14 protein-coding genes are annotated in these 17,738 nt (G+C 37.2%); 2 read left to right on the top strand and 12 right to left on the bottom strand.

The window, feature by feature from the left end:
- Positions 1-20: 20 nt before the first annotated feature.
- From lpdA to cdaA, 5 genes are all read right to left on the bottom strand, one after another.
- Complete coding sequence (gene lpdA / locus FNL60_RS03825; protein WP_002264928.1) at positions 21-1,358, bottom strand: dihydrolipoyl dehydrogenase; 1,338 nt, start codon at positions 1,356-1,358, stop codon at positions 21-23.
- Between the two features lie 228 nt (positions 1,359-1,586).
- Positions 1,587-4,169, bottom strand: coding sequence for an ATP-dependent Clp protease ATP-binding subunit (locus FNL60_RS03820; protein WP_002279910.1), 2,583 nt, complete (start codon positions 4,167-4,169; stop codon positions 1,587-1,589).
- 193 nt (positions 4,170-4,362) lie between these two features.
- Positions 4,363-5,712 (bottom strand): phosphoglucosamine mutase, encoded by a 1,350-nt coding sequence (glmM, locus tag FNL60_RS03815; protein WP_002267731.1) that lies wholly within the window; start codon positions 5,710-5,712, stop codon positions 4,363-4,365.
- Positions 5,713-5,762: 50 nt separating this feature from the next.
- Positions 5,763-6,719: a CdaR family protein gene (locus FNL60_RS03810; protein WP_002279909.1), complete on the bottom strand. Its 957-nt coding sequence runs from the start codon at positions 6,717-6,719 to the stop codon at positions 5,763-5,765.
- On the bottom strand, positions 6,712-7,566 hold the full coding sequence (gene cdaA, locus FNL60_RS03805) for a diadenylate cyclase CdaA (protein ID WP_002263112.1): 855 nt from the start codon (positions 7,564-7,566) through the stop codon (positions 6,712-6,714). The genes FNL60_RS03810 and cdaA overlap by 8 nt, the downstream gene beginning before the upstream one ends.
- A gap of 108 nt (positions 7,567-7,674) precedes the next feature.
- On the opposite strand from cdaA, the gene murT reads away from it, so the two are divergent.
- Entirely contained in the window at positions 7,675-9,018 is a 1,344-nt protein-coding gene (murT, locus tag FNL60_RS03800; RefSeq protein WP_002270956.1) for a lipid II isoglutaminyl synthase subunit MurT, read from the top strand.
- Positions 9,018-9,806, top strand: a complete 789-nt coding sequence (gene gatD, locus FNL60_RS03795) for a lipid II isoglutaminyl synthase subunit GatD (protein ID WP_002263110.1) — start codon at positions 9,018-9,020, stop codon at positions 9,804-9,806. Before murT ends, gatD begins: the two co-directional genes overlap by 1 nt.
- Positions 9,807-10,048: 242 nt before the next feature.
- Here gatD and abc-f read toward each other — a convergent pair whose 3' ends face one another.
- From abc-f to FNL60_RS03760, 7 genes are all read right to left on the bottom strand, one after another.
- Positions 10,049-11,962: a ribosomal protection-like ABC-F family protein gene (gene abc-f, locus FNL60_RS03790; protein ID WP_002279908.1), complete on the bottom strand. Its 1,914-nt coding sequence runs from the start codon at positions 11,960-11,962 to the stop codon at positions 10,049-10,051.
- A gap of 81 nt (positions 11,963-12,043) precedes the next feature.
- Positions 12,044-13,153, bottom strand: coding sequence for a glycosyl hydrolase family 8 (locus FNL60_RS03785; protein WP_002263108.1), 1,110 nt, complete (start codon positions 13,151-13,153; stop codon positions 12,044-12,046).
- A gap of 11 nt (positions 13,154-13,164) precedes the next feature.
- Entirely contained in the window at positions 13,165-14,475 is a 1,311-nt protein-coding gene (locus FNL60_RS03780; protein ID WP_002267735.1) for a glycosyltransferase family 2 protein, read from the bottom strand.
- A complete protein-coding gene (locus tag FNL60_RS03775) occupies positions 14,447-14,608 on the bottom strand; it encodes a hypothetical protein (RefSeq protein WP_002263106.1) in 162 nt (53 codons plus the stop codon). The genes FNL60_RS03780 and FNL60_RS03775 overlap by 29 nt, the downstream gene beginning before the upstream one ends.
- 13 nt (positions 14,609-14,621) lie before the next feature.
- Complete coding sequence (locus FNL60_RS03770) at positions 14,622-15,410, bottom strand: hypothetical protein (protein ID WP_002266195.1); 789 nt, start codon at positions 15,408-15,410, stop codon at positions 14,622-14,624.
- Positions 15,411-15,417: 7 nt separating this feature from the next.
- Positions 15,418-16,566 (bottom strand): non-hydrolyzing UDP-N-acetylglucosamine 2-epimerase, encoded by a 1,149-nt coding sequence (gene wecB, locus FNL60_RS03765; RefSeq protein WP_002263104.1) that lies wholly within the window; start codon positions 16,564-16,566, stop codon positions 15,418-15,420.
- Positions 16,567-16,892: 326 nt separating this feature from the next.
- Positions 16,893-17,591, bottom strand: coding sequence for a M57 family metalloprotease (locus FNL60_RS03760; RefSeq protein WP_002263103.1), 699 nt, complete (start codon positions 17,589-17,591; stop codon positions 16,893-16,895).
- Positions 17,592-17,738: the final 147 nt, after the last annotated feature.

Raw genomic sequence — 17,738 nt, 5'->3', positions numbered from 1 at the left:
TTCCTCCTATTTTAAAGTCTTTACTGAACAATTCGCTTAGCAACTTCTTGAATGAGTTCTGAAATTGTCGGATGGGCATAGACTGCATCAACAACTTGATCAAAAGTTCCTTCTGCCTGTCTCAATAAAATCAATTGTTGCAACAAATCTGTCCCATGTTCGCCAACAATAACAGCCCCTAAAATTTGATGATACCTCCTTTCCGAAATCAGTTTAACAAATCCTTGCGTCTCTGTTGATGCAATGGCCCGTCCGTTGAAAGAAAATGGTAATTGTTCAACGAGGACATCATAACCTTGTTCTTTAGCCTCCTCTTCACTCAATCCAAAGGAAGCCACTTCCGGATTGGTGTAGAGCGAACGCGGTACACCTTGAGCATCAACAGGATCCTGTGCCTGACGACAAATAGCTCTAACAGCTTTGATGCCTTCCATGCTGGCAACATGAGCTAGCATATAACTTTCCGTCAAGTCACCGATAGCATAAACATGTGGAGTAGACGTTTCATAGTAATCATCAACTTTGACAAAACCACGTTCTGTTAGCTTTAATCCCATTTCCTGAGCTAATTCTGTATTAGGCTTACGTCCTGTTGCAACTAACAACTGGTCAAATTCTTGAGCGCCATCCCCCTCTAAAATAACTGATTGAGCATTTACTTCTTCTATCTTAGCAGCTTCAAAAATATGAGCTCCCATTGTTTTGAGTTTCTTTCTTATAATAGCACGCGCAGCTTTATCCTCTGTCAATAGTATTTGCGGGGCAATTTCAATGACAGTGACATTCACACCCAATGGCTGCATGGCAAAGGCTAATTCAATCGCAATAACACCCCCACCAATGATAACCAATTTCTCTGGTAAAACTTTTAAATTGAAAAAGCTATCTGTTGTTAGGTAATTCACCGAATTAATACCATGAATTTGCGGAATAAAAGGATGGCTACCAGTCGCTAAAATAACATCTTTCCCAGAAATCTTTTCACCATTGACCATAAAGGTCTTGTCTTTAAGAAATTGTGCTTGGCCTTCATAATAATCAATTTTTAGAGATTTAAAAGTTGTGTGAATGCCTCCTTGTAAAGTCGAAACAACCTGATCTTTACGATTGACTAACTTAGCAAAGTCTACACTTTCAAGATTAGTTGAAATGCCGTATTTGTTAGCTTCCTGCATTGATAATAACCAATGACTGTGCTGCAGATAAGCCTTGGAAGGAATACAGCCAACGTTTAAACAAGTTCCGCCAATGTCTTTTTTTTCGACGACAGCAACTTTTTTGCCTAATCTTGCAGCCTCTTCAGCTGCAATATAACCACCGGGTCCAGCACCAATAATTAAAAGATCATACTTAGCCAAAATATCACACTCCTTTCTTGCAAAAGAAACTGTACTATAATATTGAAAACGCTTTCTATATTCTATATTATAGTACTTTTTGATAGGGATTTCAAGCAAAAAAGTTTGTGAATTAAAAATTTTATTGCACTTCTAAAATTAAAAAACCAACAGTAAACGCTTGTATATCAAGGGTTTAACTATTAGTCTTTTTCTTTAAAAAAGTAATATTTTGTGAAAATTAGAAAACTATGAGAATGTGAATTTGAGTTTCTTATCCTTAACAGATACTGTCACAAAAGTCTCTTTTTCTTTATTTTTCTGATTTTGAATAAGATATAAAGCCAAAGGGTTTTCTAACTTTTGCATAATTGTCCTCTGCATGGGTCTGGCACCAAAAGCTGCATCAAAACCTTCTTTAGCTAAGAGGGTATAAACCGATTCAGTCAATGTCAGATGAATATCTTGTTCTAAGAGGCGAGCTTGCAAATCAGAAACCATGACCTTAACAACACCTGTCATATCTTTTTCAGAAAGAGCATTAAAGAGTACCGTCTCATCAATCCGATTAAGAAACTCTGGTCTGAAACTGTGATTCAGCTCATCTAGAACTTTATAACGGACTTCTGAAGTAATGCAGCCACTATCTTGCAGACTTTGTAAAATATTGGTTGAGCCAATATTGCTGGTCATAATTAAGATGGTATTTTTAAAATCAATGGTTCGCCCTTTTGAATCCGTCAAACGCCCTTCATCTAAAACCTGCAGTAAGGTATTAAAAACATCAGGATGAGCTTTTTCAATCTCATCAAGTAGGACGATAGAGTATAAACGCTGACGAACAGCCTCAGTTAATTGGCCTCCTTCTTCATATCCGACATAACCTGGTGGTGGTCCTACTAAACGTGCGACAGCATGTTTTTCCATATATTCAGACATATCGAGACGCACCATCTCAAGTTCACTGCCAAAAAGAACTTCCGCCAAACGTTTAGCAAGCGCTGTTTTCCCCACACCAGTCGGTCCCAAAAAGAGGAAGGAGCCAATTGGACGTTTAGGGTTTTGAATGCCAGCACGAGAGCGAATGATGGCCTGAGATACCTTTTGTACGGCTTGATCTTGACCAACAATTTTTTGGTGCAATAATTCTTCTAAGTGCAAGAGACGATCACGCTCGTTTTCCATAACACCCTGTACTTTGATGCCTGTCAAGCGTTCAACAACAGCTGCTATATCTTCTCTAGTCACAGTAACATTAATTATCTTCTGACTGTCTAAACGTTCCTTTTCTAAAGCTGTCATCTTTTGATGACATTTCCTTATTTCCTCATCTTCTAGACGGACATAATCTGCGACTTGATTATTTTCAAGAGCAAGATTAGCCTGCTCTTCTAAAGCCGTTAAATGTGAACGAAGCTCTTGTACCTGATCTAGGAGCTCTCTTTCCCTTTGCCAATTTTCTAATAATTGGCTTTTTTGCTCCTTTAATTGCTCAAGATGACTGTTTAATTTAAACTTATCGTCAGTGTCAGAATCGGTCAAACGCAATAAACGAATTTTCTCAGAAATAAGTTGCTGAGACAAATTGGTCATTTGCACGGGATAAGCATGAGAAGCAAGCCGCTTAGCAGCACAGGCTTCGTCAATTAAATCCAGAGCCTTATCTGGCAAAAAGCGATCAGAAATATAACGCTTGGACAAGCTTGCGGCAGCTTCCAAGCTATCTTCTTCAAGTCTGACACCATGAAAATTTTCATAAATGGGCTTGAGACCTTTAAGAATTTCCATGGTATAATCAAGATCTGGTTCATGAACTAAGATCCTTTGAAAACGTCTTTCTAACGCCCTATCGTATTCAATACTTTCACGGTATTCTGCATGGGTAGTGGAACCAATAATTCTAATTTTTCCTCTAGCCAAAAGCGGCTTCAAAATACTGGCCGCATCAACAGAACCCTCTGTCCGTCCTGCACTGACAATAGAATGAATTTCATCTATGAAAAGAATAATCTGACCGTTTGAGTCTATAATATCATTGAGAAGAGCTTTAAAACGTTCTTCAAATTCACCGCGGTATTTAGTTCCTGCCAGCAAGGCTCCTATGTCAAGACTGTAAATGACCTTACCTTGCAAATTTTTCGGAACTTGATTTTTAACTAACCGCTGAACAAATCCTTCAATAATGGCTGTTTTTCCAACACCTGAATGACCAACCAAAACGGCATTATTCTTATTCTTACGCGATAAAATACGAATAATATCATTCATTTCATCCTGACGACCAATAATTTTATTAACAGGTTCATCTAAAGCACGCTGATTTAAGTTGACAGCATACTTTTCTAAAGCATCATAAATAGTTTCTTGACTGGAAGAAATAGCAGGTTTCCCTTTACGAATCCTATGCATCTTTTGATAAAGTTTTTCTTTGTTTAGACCCTGTTCAAGCAAAAAAACAGTAATGGGATTGCGTTGTTGGTTAAAAAGTGCCAAGATCAAGTGTTCTACAGTCAGCACCTGATCCTTTAAATCAATCATTTCCCGATGCGCGTCATCCAATAAATTTTTTAAACGCTGACTGTATAAACGTGCATAACTGCTTTTTTCTGTACTTGAAAGGACTGGGATTTTATCTATTTCTTTATTGATAATCTCAATCAGCTGATTGGTATTTATTTCTAAAGATTGATAGAATTGAAAAGCAAATTGATCAGGTTTTACCAAGACAGCCCATAAATGGGGAATGTCCAGCTGATAATTACGATGAGTAATAGCCAATTCCTTTGCTTCTTCTAAAGAATCTTCAACTAACTGAGTCATTTTATCGATCATAAAGTCACCTCCTTCGACATTAAAGCGCTTACACTTTCGAGGTTATATTCAGTATAACATAATTTATTTTTTCTGACATTTATCTCTTACTTTTGAATAATTTTAACGATAAAATAAAAGGACTGAGATAGCTTCTATTGATTACAAGGAGTAAGTAATCATAAAAGCTATCTCAGTCCAATACACACCATTTTTAAATGCCAATTTCTGCTTGGACAACTTTGGCAATGGTATCTACATAATAATTGACCTCTTCTGTACTAGGTGCTTCTGCCATAACACGCAAGAGGGGCTCTGTTCCACTTGGACGAACCAGAATGCGACCATTGCCAGCCATCTCAGCTTCCATTTTTTCAATGATTTGTGCAATCATTGGCACTTCCATAGCCTTATTTTTCATGTCATTTTTAACATAAATATTAACTAATTTCTGTGGATAAATCGTCACTTCATTGGCCAATTCAGACAAAGTTTTACCTGTTTCTTTCATCACTTTGGTCAATTGAATAGCTGTCAGCTGACCATCACCTGTTGTGTTATAGTCCATAATAATCACATGACCAGATTGCTCACCGCCGAGATTATAGCCCGAACGTCGCATTTCCTCAACAACATAACGATCACCTACTGCTGTGATTTTTTTGTTAATATTCTCACGATCCAAAGCTTTATGGAAGCCGAGATTTGACATAACGGTTGTGACGATCGTATTTTTAGACAGCCTTCCTTTTTCAGAAAGATACTTGCCAATAATATACATAATCTTATCACCATCAACAATTTCACCATTCTCATCAACAGCGATCAAACGATCACTATCGCCATCAAAAGCAAGGCCAATAACAAAATCAGATCCCTTAACAAGATTTTGAAGTTGCTCAGGATGAGTAGATCCTACTCCATCATTAATATTGAGACCATCCGGCTCCTCGCCAATAACAGTGATATCAGCGTTCAAATCAAGGAAAACTTGGCGGGCTGAGTAAGATGCAGCACCATTTGCTGCATCAATAGCAATTTTCATTCCTTCAAGGTCTGAACCTGTTGACACTAAGAACTTTTCGTATTTACGAAGTCCTTCTGGATAATCAACGACCATTCCCAATCCTTGAGCTGAAGGACGGGGTAAGTCATCTTCTTTAGCATCTAATAAAGCTTCAATTTCTGCTTCTTGTTCATCAGCTAATTTAAAGCCATCACCACCAAAGAATTTGATACCATTATCAAGCGCAGGATTGTGACTAGCAGATATCATGACACCTGCACTGGCTTGTTCAGTACGCACTAAATAAGAAACCCCCGGTGTTGCCAGAACACCTAGTTTATAGACTTCAATACCAACAGAAAGCAATCCAGCAACAAGAGCTGATTCTAACAATTCTCCAGAAATGCGAGTATCACGGGCAACGAAAACACGCGGGCGCTCCGGTTCATGCTGACTCAGAACATAGCCGCCAAAACGTCCAAGTTTAAAAGCCAGTTCCGGTGTTAGTTCTACATTTGCCTCACCACGTACGCCGTCTGTACCAAAATATTTTCCCATAACTATTTGATGCTAAGCATCTTCCTCCATTAATTTTAATCATTATAATATTATTTTTTCTTAGCTGTCAACTTAACAGTTACTTTTGCAGGACTTATCTTAAGATTATCCGCAGCTAAGGGAATTGTCTTTGTTGTATCCTTAGTAACATCTGAAATATTAACTTTAGCCTTAATGTAAGAGATTTTTTCGAGATTTTCTTGTTTACCATAGACAAGAACCTCTTTTGTAGCTAATTCGTAGCGAATATCAGACAGACTGCTGTTAATTTGACCTGTTAACTCAACAATAATCGGTACTTTTTTTGACAATTCTTCAACCTCAACCTCTAAGTCTGTTTTTGTTGGGTCAATAATACTTGGTAAAATTTTACCGTTTTCAGAAACAGCCTGCAAGGTTACTGAATCGCTGTAATCTTTGGATAGGACTTGATTCTCCGGAAGAACAGCTACTACATGATCAATCTGTTCAATAGTGGACTCATCGCTAGTAACCTCTACCTCTGAAGCACTAGTAGAAATTTTCTTTAATTTGTAACCATCAGCAATTTGATTATCAGATACTTTACCAACAACTTTAAACGTCTTTGTTTTCTTTTTACCAACGGTCACATTTATAGTCGTCGGTGAAGCTTCTGCGCTGACACCACTAGGAAGATCTTTTATCTCCAAAGGAACCTTATTGGTACCTTCTTTAGCATTTGACAAGTCAGCAACAACTTTAAAATGTCTGGTGTCATTATTGATTTCTGAATCCAATTTCACCCGATTGGTTGAGGTCAAATAAACCTCTGTATCATAAGAATAACCACTAATGAAGTACTTATTGCTGTCATATTTAATATCAATAGGGACATTTTCTAAGGTATGGTTATATGTCTGCAAAAGGCCAGTTGTTTGATTTCTTGAACCATAATTGACTGAATTAGCTGTCAAGAACAAGAGAATGGCAAAAAAGATTGAAACAAGAGTTAACCAGAGACGTTTAGTAAAAAACCGCTTAAACATGATGGCGTCCTCCAAAGAATTGCTTCATCCAATTCTTTTTCTTTGGTTCTTCTTTAATGAAATGCTCCCGCAATAAGACCTCAAAAGCTTCAAGGGACAAATCATGGATAAAATCACCTTTATAAGCAACAGAAATAGCTCCTGTTTCCTCGGAAACAACAAAGGTAAAGGCATCAGAAGCTTCTGAAAGTCCAATGGCAGCACGGTGGCGCGTTCCAAATTCCTTGGAAATATGACTGGACTCTGAAAGCGGAAGATAGGCACAAGAAACAGCAATCTTATTTCCCTCCACAATAACGGCACCATCGTGCAAAGGTGTATTAGGAATAAAAATATTAATCAGTAATTCTCCAGAAATATCTGCATCTAAAGGAATTCCAGTGGCAATATATTCTCTTAGGGTCTGAGTCTCTTCTATTGATACCAAAGCTCCAATTTTGCGCGGACTCATATAAGCCACAGCTTTCACAAAGGCGGCAACTAATTTTTCATCATCACTCAGCTGCTGTCTTTGGATAAAAGACTGGGGTGTTCGTCCAAAACGTTCCAAGCCAGACCGAATTTCAGGAGCAAAGATAACAACTCCGGCAATAACACCATAAGTAATAACTTGGTTCATCAAAAAAGCAATTGTTGTGAATCCTAAGAATTCTGCGACAAATTTAAAGAGAACAAATAGAACAACTCCTTGAACTAAAGACATCACTTTAGTACCTGCTAAGGCTTTGATAAATTTATAAATCAACCATGATACAATAGCAATATCAAGAATATGAACTAAAATTTTTAAAGGACTATCAATAAGACTAGCCCAAAATTGGGCATTAACGTTAAATAAACTACTCATACAATTCTTTCTTTTTAATATCAAACTTAGCTATATACTTCTTTATTATATCATTTTTCAAGTGATTTTTCTGTATCTCAAACGCTTTTTTTATGATAAAATGTTCATATGACTTTAAAATCGAGAATAGGAATTTTAGCTGGTAAAACAGCACACTTTTTTCTCAGTAAAATAGGGCGCGGCTCTACCTTACCTGGAAAAATTGCTCTTAAGTGCGATAAAGATATTTTAGATACACTTGCTAAAGATTATGACATTGTTGTTGTCACAGGCACTAATGGAAAAACCTTAACAACAGCTTTAACAGTAGGAATTTTAAAAAAGGCTTACGGTCAGGTGCTAACCAATCCTAGTGGTGCCAATATGATTACAGGAATTACCTCAACTTTTTTAACTGCTAAAAAATCTAGAAATGGTAAAAAGATTGCGGTGCTGGAGATTGATGAAGCCAGCCTTCCTAAAATTACAGATTATCTAAAGCCCAGCCTTTTTGTTTTCACCAATATTTTTCGTGATCAAATGGATCGTTACGGTGAAATTTATACTACCTATCAAATGATTTTGGACGGTGCTGCCAAAGCGCCAAAAGCAACTATTTTAGCTAATGGAGATAGCCCACTCTTTAACGCCAAAACAGTTGTTAATCCTGTGCGTTACTATGGTTTTGATACAAAAAAAGAAGCTGCTCACTTGGCACATTACAATACTGAAGGCATCGTCTGTCCTAAGTGCGAATATATCCTACAATACAAGCTTAATACTTATGCCAACTTGGGCGACTACATCTGCCCCAACTGTGGTTTTCACCGTCCTCATCTGGATTACAGCTTGACTCAGCTAACCAAGATTAGCAACACTCAAGCTGAGTTCATCATTGACGGACAGGATTATAAGATCAATGTCGGCGGCCTTTATAATATCTATAATGCCTTGGCTGCAGTCGCTGTTGCAGAATTTCTCGGTGTAACTCCTGAACAAATCAAGGCTGGCTTTGACAAGAGCCGTGCTGTTTTTGGACGCCAAGAAACCTTTAAAATCGGCGATAAGTCATGTACTCTTGTTTTAATAAAAAATCCTGTTGGTGCCAGTCAAGCACTAGAAATGATTAAACTAGCACCTTATCCTTTCACCTTATCTGTCCTTCTCAATGCCAATTATGCTGATGGCATTGATACCAGCTGGATTTGGGATGCGAATTTTGAGAGCATTTTAGATATGAACATTCCACAAATCTTTACAGGTGGTGTCCGCCATTCAGAAATAGCCAGACGTCTGCGTGTTACTGGTTACAATGAAACAAAGATTGAGCAGGCTGAAAAACTTGAAGACATTCTAAGTATGATTGAAAAACAAGAGGCTGATCATGCCTACATTCTAGCTACTTACACAGCCATGTTGGAATTCCGCGAATTACTAGCCAGCCGTCACGCAGTAAGAAAGGAGATGCATTAATGACTTATACTTCTCTACAATCTCCTGCTGACAAGGATTACTTATATGATATCAGGGTTGCTCATCTTTATGGCAATTTGCTCAATACCTATGGCGATAACGGAAACGTTCTCATGCTTAAATATGTTGGTGAAAAATTAGGTATACGAATGACTTTTGATATTGTCTCAATCGGCGATGATTTTGATGCTAACAAGTATGATATGGTTTTCTTTGGCGGCGGTCAGGACTATGAGCAATCCATTGTTGCTAAGGATTTGCCTAATAAACGCTCTGCTATTGCCAGCTTTATTCAAAATAATAAGGTTGTCCTAGCTATCTGCGGCGGTTTCCAGTTGTTGGGACAATATTATGTTCAAGCCAATGGCGTCCGCATTGACGGTATTGGTGTTATGGGTCACTATACGCTTAATCAAAAAGATAATCGCTACATTGGTGATATCAAGATTCATAATGACGAATTTAACGAAACCTACTACGGCTTTGAGAATCATCAAGGAAGGACCTTTTTGTCTGATGACGAAAAGCCTTTAGGGAGAGTTATTTATGGAAATGGTAATAATAAAGAGGATGGCAGCGAAGGCGTCCACTATAAAAATGTTTTTGGCTCCTACTTCCACGGTCCCATTCTTTCGCGTAATGCTAATCTAGCTTACCGCCTTGTGACAACAGCTCTACATAACAAGTATGGCATTGATATTCAACTACCTCGCTATGAGGACATTCTTAGCTTAGAGGTTGCTGAAGAATACGGCGATGTTAAAAGCAAAGCGGAGTTTGAGAAATAGAAGATGATAAAAGCACAGATAAATAACATCTGTGCTTTATATTATAATTTATTAACATTTACGAGAGGGGAACAAAAATCGGTAAGTCGTAACGCAATCACGACTTCTATTTTATCTTTTTACCTTACGGAAGGTGGATTAGGTACTGACATAGACGGACATTTATGGGATTAGACAAGCTTAACAGTCCAACAGACTGTTAAAAAAGTTGGAACGCTTTTGTCCCCAACCTCTTTTTTTAATCAATCCTCCAGCTGCTCACTCAATTCTTCCCATTCTTCTAGAAGTTCCAATTGTTCTGTTTGAACGCTTTCTAGTTCTTTTTGCAGGTCGGCCAATTGAGTAAAGTCATTAGTAGTAAGCATGGCCTCATTAATTTCAGTTTCACGCGCTTCAATGGTTTCTAAGCGCTCTTCAATTTCGGCTATACGCCTCTTTAATTTGCGTTCTTCTTTTTGGTTGGCCTTTTGGGCTTGATAGTCCGTGGCGGCAGCCAAGGAGGATGAAGGGGATCCTGACTGCATAGGTTGAAGGAACTCTGTCTTTGCTTCTCGCTCTGCTTTTTTTTCAAGATAATAATCGTAATCACCTAAGTAAAGGGTGAAACCATTTTGGGAGATTTCGAGAACTTTTGTCGCGACGCGGTTGATGAAATAACGGTCGTGGCTAACAAAGAGAAGAGTGCCATCAAAATCAATAAGAGCAGTCTCCAACACTTCCTTACTGTCAATATCTAAGTGATTAGTAGGTTCGTCTAGAATGAGGAAATTATTGTTTTCCATGGATAACTTGGCAAGAAGCAAGCGCGCACGTTCACCACCAGACAGCATGGCAACAGATTTCTTGACATCGTCGCCTGAAAAGAGAAAAGCACCTAAACGGTTTCTAATATCCACTTCTGCTGTCCTTGGAAAGGCTGACCAAAGCTCTTCTAAAACGGTATTGCTCGCTGTCAGATTGGACTGGGTCTGGTCATAATAACCGACTTGTACATTTGAGCCATAAACTGAGCTCCCATGAATAAATGGTATTTGCCCCATAATGGACTTGAGCAAGGTTGATTTGCCAATACCATTGGGACCAACGATAGCAAGGGCATCCATTTTTCTAACATCTAGATCAATAGGCTGCGCTAATATCTTGTCATCATAACCAATAGCTGCATTAGTAACCTTTAAAACCTCATTTCCGGAGGCTTTATCAACATGAAAAGTTATATTGGCAGATTTTTTACTGGCATCGGGTTTATCCAATCGCTCCATTTTTTCCAATTGCTTACGCCTAGCCTGTGCCCGCTTGGTCGTTGATGCACGAACAATATTGCGCTGCACAAAGTCCTCTAATTTAGCAATTTCTTTTTGCTGCTTCTCATAATTTTTCTCTTTCATGGCAATTTTTTCAGCCTTAAGATCCATGAATTTGGAATAATTTCCCACATAGCGATCTAGAGAGTGAGGGGTCAAATCAAGCGTAACTGTCGCTACCTTATCAAGAAAATAACGGTCATGACTAACAATGATTAAAGCTCCTTGATAATTGACTAAATAATTTTCCAACCAAGAAATGGTTTCAATATCCAAATGATTGGTGGGCTCGTCCAATACCAACAGTTCTGGTTTTTCTAGAAGCATCTTGGCCAAAGCTAGGCGCGTGTTTTGACCGCCTGAGAGTTCAGCAATTTTCGTCTGCCACATAGACTCATCAAATTTAAAACCATTGAGAATAGCTTTGATGTCACTCTCATAAGTGAAACCACCCTGCTGCCTGAAGGATTCGGATAAGCGGTCATAATCAGCCATGAGTTTATCAAAATCATTTCCGACCAACTCTGCCATTTGCCCTTCCATAGAGCGCAAATGTCTCTCAGTCGCACGTAAATCATCAAAAACATGGAGCATTTCATCATAAATGGTATTATCAGATTTAAAACGGCTATTCTGAGCCAAATACGACAGGGTTACATCACGCTTGAGAGTGACCTCACCTGATGTTGCTGTTTCTTCACCCACGAGAATTTTTAAGAGTGTAGACTTACCAGCACCATTAGGTCCAACCAAGGCGATACGATCATGTTCATCTACTTGAAGATTAATATTATCAAAGAGCACATCACCAGAAAATGAGCGCTCTAATTTGTTTCCCTGTAAAATAATCATAATTCTATTGTATCAGATCTCGACTGACTAAGCTAGTTGAGATAGTAAAAAAGATAACCGCAGTTATCCTTTTTACATTGTTTATTGATCCAAAACAGCCATCGTTGTTAGGGCTGAGTCATAATAGTTTGTTGATGACAGACCCTTGACAAAAACTTTCTTTTCTTGCTGATGTAAACGCTCATACTTATGGTTTAATTTCTTAGCTGCATAGAAAATTGGAGCATCAAAACTAGCCGACTGATGACTATCCAACCGTTCCCCATTCAGCTTATAACCCGCATAGATGGTCTTTTCGGTCATGAAGAAATTCATCATCTTCTTAAGTATTTTTTGGCTCTTTTTATCATTGCTTTTAGCTAAATTATAGGGCATACGACAGGCATTATAGTAGTAATCACCATCATATTTGCTGGCAATAAGGTTAGCCTTGGCAGCCTTTATCTCACCTGATTCACGAACCCACATAAAATCTGGCAGGAGACCAGTTTTATGCTGACGGCTCATTTTTTCTAAACTAGCTAGCATGGAAGTCTTGATCGTTTTCCAAGTCTCATCTTTACTAAACTGATAAAAAACATCAAATTGTTCTGGCAGTATATCTGAGGTGCGAACGAGATCGTAATAATCAGTCCCTTTAACAGCCCAATTACCAACAGTCAAGGATTTCGTCTCTGAATTGTAATTATAAGTTAAAATATCCTTTAAAAGCAACCTAGCTTGTTTTTTATAAGTATCAGCTTGATCAGACCAGAGCTCTGATGCTTTAATCAAGGCATAAGCAATATACAGATCACCATCCGTTGCACTGTTTGACAAATCCTCAATTGAACCATCTGTTTTAATATTTTGTTTCCAAGACATTAACTGCGTATTGGCAGTGCGATGATTCATATAATATTTGTAGAGCTTAGCAAATTGGGACTTAGTTGTTATGCCCTTCTTAGCAGCTTTAATGGCAATATACATTCCATAACCCTGTCCTTCAGAAAGAGCAGTTGTCCCTTCATCACTAGTAGCCGTCTTTATATAAGCACTTTTTCCATGAGTTACAACATAATATTTAGACCAATTTTTATAGGTATTCCTTTGCATATCATTAGTACTTTTCACTCGGATAAAATAAAATCCTACAGCCAGTGTTGCTAGCAAAAGTATAAGCCAAATGTATTTTAATTTCTTTTTTTTCACTTTCTTCTCCTCTAGCCTGCAAAACGTTTTGTTTTAACCCATTTGGTTCCTTCACGATGTAAAATCTTATCCATCATAACAGAAGCTACTGATGAAATGGATACAATAATAAAGAGCTGCGTATAAGTAAAGTAAGCCAATAAGGCAATCCAAATTTGTTTAACGGTTGCCTGACCATATTGAGTCGCCTGTGAAATGGAAATTTGCAAGAGATAAAGCAAAATCATTAAGAACCAGTTAAAGAGCAAAAGCTGTGCCATGTAAATATTATTAGCATCAAAAGCAAAGGGAACCTGCACACCTGGCTTAAATAGACCAATAATTAATGCAATCAAATTGGAGAAAAATAAGATATCTGATAACACAATGGCTGCATTAAACCAAAAGAAAGTACAAGTATAGTAGAAGACTTCCCATTTGACACGCCAATTACCACGGCCAAAAAGGTGTTTAAAGTTAGCAATAACAACCTCATAGTTACCTTTAGCCCAGCGCTTTCTTTGCAAATAATAAGATTTCAGCGTTTCGGGTTCTTGCTGGAAAGCTTCTGAATTATAGGCAAGGGCAATCAACTTACCACTTTGCATGATTTTAAAGGAGATATCCGTATCTTCTGTCAGGGCACCATTTCTCCAGCCGCCGATACTCTTAACAAATTCCGTATTGATAATAAAGTTGGTACCAGGAATCCGTCCAATTTTTCCCAAATGCCACATACCAACATGTTGGATACGTTGGGTAACAACGATTTCCTGATTAATACAACGAGTCAGGAAGTTTTGATTAGCATTACGCGTCTTATTTCGACCAAAAGCTGCCACATGACGTTCTGGATCTTCCATAACCTTTTGAACAAGGAAATAAAGAGCATTTCTTTCAGGCATGGCATCCGCATCATAAACACAGATATAATCACCTTTAGCTATCTTCAAAGCATCATTTAAGACACCAGCTTTTCCACCAGTACCACTACGATTAATCAGAGTCAAATCTCGATCAGCATATTGCGGCAAAGCTTTAATGCTTTGCATTTCCTGATACGTATTATCTTCACAGTTATCAGCAAAAAGAATAATTTCAAGCTTATCCCTTGGGTACTTCATATCCAAAATAGCCTTTGCTGTCTGTGCAATCACAACATCTTCATTATGAGCTGGAACCACAACTGTCACCATCGGATATTCTGGCAAAGGGCTGGTATCAACATCAAAATCACTGTGCTTAAACCAAAAATGAACTGCTGACATAAGGATGATCAATGCCATAGCTAAGGAAGACCAAATCGAAATTAAACTAATAATCATTAGAATTTGACTCATCATCATCCACCGCCTTAAAATTTTTATTAACTCTTTCTAAAATAACTAAATAACTAATAAACAAGGTGACAAAACAGGCCGCAAAAAAGAGACTGATGCCAAGACCAATGTTAAAAAATAAGTTTGTTAAGTTCATAATCTCCACTTACCTAATATTCTACAATAATATGAGTTTCCAAAAGACGTTCCAGCCTTTTGAGGATATCTTCATAATAAGCATAACGTTCCCAATTATCATGATTAACTAATTGATAACCATATTGGAACTGAATTTCATGGCTAGTTGCCTCATTATTGAAACGCAAACTGCTAAGATTGATACTAACCTCTTCTTCCATCCCGCGATGCCAGTTGGGATCTGAATTTATTTGAACAATAAGAAACAAACCATTTCTCAAATAAAAAACACGGTCACTGTCATGTTTGGATTTAAAAATGGCACGATTAATGCGTTTAATACTAGCATAATACTCTTTAGGCTGAATTTGCTTAAATTGTTCAGCATGAGCCCAACTAACCAACATTGTTTGAATAGTGACGTCCTCAGAATGCTGTGCCTTACGAGCATAGTATTCATAATAGCTTTTGGCCTTAGAGGTTTGAACTGCAATCGCACCTTTTTTCTCTAAAAACAAAGCTTCTACTTGATTAGCAGTAATTAAAACTATAGGCAAAACTAAAATTAAAGCTAAACGGTCATACAAAGGGATATATGAAATACCCACAGACAAGATAAATGAACCAATAATAATAGAAAAGAGTTCGGTCCAAGTTACTAATAGGTCTGTTAAAAACCAAGGAGTAATGATAGCCATAAAAATAAGAAAGGCATAAACCTCTAAGATAAGCAAACCATATTGAAGAGCAACATAAAGACCTAATCCAGCAGCTAATAGCATAAATAAAAGCATGCTGAAAAATTTTAACAAACGTTTCATTCTAAAATTATTCCCCCGTTCCAAAATCATCCGGCCGCGCGCCATTATTAAAATAATAAGAAATAGCTTCTAAAATACGTTTTGAAGCTTGACCATCGCCATAAGGATTTTGGGTCTGGGCCATTTTATCGTATTCTTCTTTATTATCCAGCAAACTTATCATAGCATTTTTGACACTATCTTCTTGAGTACCAACTAATCTTAAAGTCCCTGCTGCTACTCCTTCAGGTCGCTCTGTTGTATCACGTAAGACAAGGACAGGCTTCCCAAGAGATGGCGCCTCCTCTTGGACACCACCAGAATCTGACATAATAAAATAACTCTTATTTGCTAGATTATGAAAATCCATAACATCAAGCGGTTCAATCAGATGGATACGCTCTGTATTTGCTAGAATATCCTTTGCTGCCTTTTGAACAGCAGGACTCAGATGAACTGGATAAACAAGCTCAACATCTGGATAATCAGCTAACACTGATTTAAGCGTCTTAAAGACCCTTCTCATCGGCTCTCCTTGATTTTCACGACGATGCATTGTTACTAAAATAATCCTATTATCTGATTTAATTTTAGTAAGAACATCATGATGATAGTTCTCTTTAACAGTTAAATCAAGAGCATCAATAGCAGTATTTCCAGTAATAAAAATATGTTGAGCAGGATGATTTTCCTTCAAGAGATTATCACGGCTTTGATTAGTTGGTGCAAAGTACAAATCTGAAACAACATCTGTTATCTGGCGATTAACTTCTTCTGGAAATGGAGAGTATTTATTCCAAGTCCTAAGGCCTGCCTCAACATGACCAATTTTAATTTGATTATAGAAAGCAGAGATGCTAGCAGCAAGAGTTGTCGTTGTGTCACCATGAACTAAAATAATATCAGGTTTCTCACTCTTTAAGACTTCATCAAGTTTATTAATAACATTTGTTGTAATGGTTGACAAGGTCTGCTGCTTACTCATAATGTTCAAATCATAATCAGGCCTAATCTTAAATGTCTCTAACACCTGATCAAGCATCTGTCTGTGCTGAGCAGTTACTACGGTTACTGTTTCAAAACGTTCAGTCTGCTCTTTTAAAGATATAATCAGGGGCGCCATTTTGATGGCCTCTGGTCTTGTACCAAAGACAAGCATAACTTTAATCTTTTTCATGTTCCCTCTTCATGATAAATTGAAATTAATGTAAAGCCAAATGATACATCTTTGTCATAATAGCATTATTTCATTACATTTTCAATACAAAATACTTTGATTTTTTTAAAAAACTTTTCCTTTATTTTATAATTATATTAAAAACACTCTTTTTTCACAAGAGCGTCCAAGGATAAAAATCATTACTAAATAAGTATTTGGCAAGCTTTAGAATTTTATCATTTTCTTTTAATGAGATAAAAAATCAATCAAGAGACTGTTTCGTATATGTCAATAATATTAAATTTATATAATAAAGTGATATAAAACTATTATTTTACTCACATTTAATTAGCGTAAAGCTTCTTAACAGCAGTTATATCAACTGTTTGAATACCATTGTAGGAACCTGATGAGGCCATTACCGAAGTTTCTTTATCATCATGATCAAGTCCTATAGCATGCCCTAACTCATGCTCTGCTGTGTGGACTATCCTATCAAAACTATAACCGTAACTTGCATCTAAAAGATAGTAGCGATTAAGCTTAACATCAACATGACTCATGCGATTGGTCACTGCATTCGTTTCTGTTTCAGCTAAACCAGCGGCTTGCGAATTTACATCAGAATAATCCTTTGCTGTAATATCTGCTGATGCTTTATCCGAAATGATATTAAAAGTGAAACTTCCTGTTGCATTCCAATTAGCCAGAGCAGTTTGGTAAGCCTTAACAATAGTTTTATCAGTAGAAGCTATATAAACACTAGCACTATTTTGACTCCAACGACTCCCTGCTTCATGTTTATAATTATCTGTTGATAATTTAGACATCGTATCCGGCAAACTAAAGTCATTACTAAAAAAAGTCGTTATCTTATTCCATTGTTCGGAGATCGTTGATTCCAAGTCTGTTTTATGATTATTTGTAAAATAAAGAAAAGCAAAAATAATAGCAGCAAGAATAATAAGAGTTTTAATGATGCTCCAAATAATATTCCATATTAGTCTAGGAATAAAAAACAAAATTTTAATGAAAGTCTTCATAAATAATCCTTTCTATGCTTGTCATAAAACTCAGGATGACAGACAAAAACAGGAACTTTCTGATATTCATCTCACTTTTTAATCTATAACACTAAGCAAGATCCAAATATTCTTATATTTATTTCATTCTTGAAAATCCAGTATAAT

The sequence above is a fragment of the Streptococcus mutans genome (assembly GCF_006739205.1).
In the GTDB taxonomy this organism is placed as follows: domain Bacteria; phylum Bacillota; class Bacilli; order Lactobacillales; family Streptococcaceae; genus Streptococcus; species Streptococcus mutans.
This window is presented reverse-complemented; position numbering and strand designations above follow the sequence as displayed.

Coding starts and splice junctions, on each gene's coding strand:
- FNL60_RS03820 (WP_002279910.1), bottom strand. CDS start 4,169: ATGATCGATAAAATGACTCAGTTAGTTGAAGATTCTTTAGAAGAAGCA.
- glmM (WP_002267731.1), bottom strand. CDS start 5,712: ATGGGAAAATATTTTGGTACAGACGGCGTACGTGGTGAGGCAAATGTA.
- FNL60_RS03810 (WP_002279909.1), bottom strand. CDS start 6,719: ATGTTTAAGCGGTTTTTTACTAAACGTCTCTGGTTAACTCTTGTTTCA.
- cdaA (WP_002263112.1), bottom strand. CDS start 7,566: ATGAGTAGTTTATTTAACGTTAATGCCCAATTTTGGGCTAGTCTTATT.
- murT (WP_002270956.1), top strand. CDS start 7,675: ATGACTTTAAAATCGAGAATAGGAATTTTAGCTGGTAAAACAGCACAC.
- gatD (WP_002263110.1), top strand. CDS start 9,018: ATGACTTATACTTCTCTACAATCTCCTGCTGACAAGGATTACTTATAT.
- abc-f (WP_002279908.1), bottom strand. CDS start 11,962: ATGATTATTTTACAGGGAAACAAATTAGAGCGCTCATTTTCTGGTGAT.
- FNL60_RS03780 (WP_002267735.1), bottom strand. CDS start 14,475: ATGATGAGTCAAATTCTAATGATTATTAGTTTAATTTCGATTTGGTCT.
- FNL60_RS03775 (WP_002263106.1), bottom strand. CDS start 14,608: ATGAACTTAACAAACTTATTTTTTAACATTGGTCTTGGCATCAGTCTC.
- FNL60_RS03770 (WP_002266195.1), bottom strand. CDS start 15,410: ATGAAACGTTTGTTAAAATTTTTCAGCATGCTTTTATTTATGCTATTA.
- wecB (WP_002263104.1), bottom strand. CDS start 16,566: ATGAAAAAGATTAAAGTTATGCTTGTCTTTGGTACAAGACCAGAGGCC.
- FNL60_RS03760 (WP_002263103.1), bottom strand. CDS start 17,591: ATGAAGACTTTCATTAAAATTTTGTTTTTTATTCCTAGACTAATATGG.